Annotated in this window: 1 protein-coding gene; it reads left to right on the top strand. The window is 48.8% G+C overall.

Annotated elements, in window-relative coordinates; genetic code table 11:
* The first annotated feature begins 513 nt into the window (after nucleotides 1–513).
* Complete coding sequence (locus L2764_RS26925) at nucleotides 514–1,683, top strand: phytanoyl-CoA dioxygenase family protein (protein ID WP_248943403.1); 1,170 nt, start codon at nucleotides 514–516, stop codon at nucleotides 1,681–1,683.
* The last annotated feature ends 289 nt before the right edge of the window (nucleotides 1,684–1,972 follow it).

The following is a 1,972-nucleotide window of genomic DNA, read 5'->3' as shown; positions in this document are numbered from 1 at the left end:
GAATTCGTCGCCACTGCTTATCGCTAATCATTTTACGAGACATATGAATTTCAAAGAGAAAAATTGTATCTTAATCAGCTAATCATGGCCAATTGTCAACGCCCCCTAGGCATCAATTCAGCAGATCACCATAAACAACAGCAATATGCAGAGCTGGTTTACGCAACAGCGGAACGCACTTGTTTTTTTAACTGTAATTTTGAAAAAGGAGGTTGTAGACGATAACTGTCTGATACTTGTTTCCTCATTGCGATTAAAGAAGATGTCAACATGACCAAATATTAGACAAAGTATATTTTAGACATTACGAAAAATGACGTTTATACTACTTATATTCCATAATGATGTGTTTTTGATGTATTTTTGATGTATTTTTGATGTATTTTTGATGTATTTTTGATGTATTTTTGATGTATTTTTGATGTATTTTTGATGTATTTTTGAACGCTGCGTTGACCCTATCGCTGGTTATGTTTTCTGGCAAATGCAACGTGTCTAGGGAGGAAACGGACGATGCAGGAACCGGTTTGGTTGGATGACACATCCTGTGCTTTGGAGGAGTTCGCGCGACATGTGTCACAGGTCACGAAGGCGGCGGATTACCCACACGCGGTAGAAATTGCGAAGAACATTCCAGTCTATGACGGAGCGGCGCTGGTAGCCCAAAACGACACGGATGAGGCCTGGAAACCTGTCATGGCGGAATGGAACCGGGCCTTTGAATCGGGGCCGGGCATTATTGCCATCCGTCGCGGATATACCGACACCCAAGTGATTGATGATGTCACGGAGGCTCTAAACAGCATCATTGCCGAGGAAGAAGCAAAAGGCGTGGGGCATGGGGATCACTTCGCGGCGGCTGGGGCCAATAGCCGTGTCTGGAACGGGCATGAGAAATTGGGTGTAAAATCCCCCGAATTGTTTGTGCGCTACAACACAAATGAATGTGTGCGCCGGGTCAGTGAGGCGTGGCTTGGCACGGGTTATCAAATCACAACTCAGGCCAATGTCGTGCGCCCCGGTGGCAAAGCGCAAACTGCGCATCGGGATTACCATATGGGCTTTCAATCCAGCGAAGACCTCAAGACCTACCCGGCCACACAGCACGCGCTTTCTGCGCAACTGACATTGCAAGGGGCCGTTGCCCATTGCGATATGCCTCTGGAATCTGGGCCAACCAAACTGTTGCCCTATTCGCAAAGCTATCTGCCGGGATATCTTGCGGTTTTGCGAGAGGATTTCAGGGCCTTCTTTGAGGAAAACTGCGTGCAGATGCCGCTCCAGAAGGGCGACCTGTTGTTCTTCAACCCAGCGACGTTTCACGCAGCAGGAGAAAACACCAGCACGGACATCCAACGCTTTGCCAACTTGATGCAAGTTGGGTCGGCCTATGGACGATCTATTGAGATTGTTGATCGGGCGCGCCTGTCCCTGGCGGTCTATCCGGAGTTATCAAAAGCTGCGACCAACAAGCAGTTGACGGCCCGGGAAGTCGACAATGTTGTGGCGGCCAGTGCTGAAGGGTACCCGTTCCCAGCCAACCTGGACATCGACTCGCCTTTGTCGGGCATGGCACCAGCAAGCCAGCAAGACGTGATGCGTCAGGCTCTTGCCGAAGGCTGGGACTCAGAGGCATATGCTCAGGCGATTGCGGAACAATTGGAGCGAAAACGCTCCCACTAAGTACCAAATCTATTGGCAAGACGGGCGTTTCCACCTAGGGACGCTGCATGACTTCAGCGACCAAAATACCCGTCTTCCTTGCCTGCCCTCCGGGTGATCCTTGGCAGTACTTTCGGACACTCGGCTAAGTGAGTAAAATCACTAACCGAGGTATAATATGATGACAAAGAAAATACGGAAAATACACACAGATGAGTTCAAGAAAGAAGCACTTGCTTTAGCTGAAAGAAATGGGGTTTCCAAAGCCGCAAAAGAGCTGGGTATTCATGAATCACAAATCTATAGCTGG

This window comes from Shewanella surugensis (assembly GCF_023284005.1).
Taxonomy (GTDB): domain Bacteria; phylum Pseudomonadota; class Gammaproteobacteria; order Enterobacterales; family Shewanellaceae; genus Shewanella; species Shewanella surugensis.
This window is presented reverse-complemented; position numbering and strand designations above follow the sequence as displayed.